The sequence below is a fragment of the Bradyrhizobium sp. Kon69 genome (assembly GCF_055807515.1).
In genome coordinates, this window is sequence record NZ_JBVVOS010000580.1 from 1 (window position 1) to 236 (window position 236).

The following is a 236-nucleotide window of genomic DNA, read 5'->3' on the forward strand; positions in this document are numbered from 1 at the left end:
TCAGCTACGCCTGGGCCGGTTTCGGCGCCGCCTTCGGCCCTGTGGTGCTGATCTCGGTGACTGCGGCGAGCAACTCAGCGACGCCCTTGATCAACTCGGCGCGCTCGGGCTTTTCCGGCAGCTGCGCAACCAACCCCTGCAACACACCGAGAAATTCCACCTGTTCGCGAAATTCCGATTCGTCCACCACCTTGCCCGCCTCCACTGTGGGTGGGTAGTCGGCACCAATATAGTCC

The 236-nt window shown here is 62.7% G+C and carries 1 protein-coding gene; it reads right to left on the reverse strand.

All coding sequences use genetic code 11. From position 1 onward, the window contains the following. Positions 1-4: 4 nt before the first annotated feature. The coding region (locus AC0L3U_RS40230; RefSeq protein WP_473365247.1) for a hypothetical protein at positions 5-236 on the reverse strand (232 nt) is incomplete at its 5' end.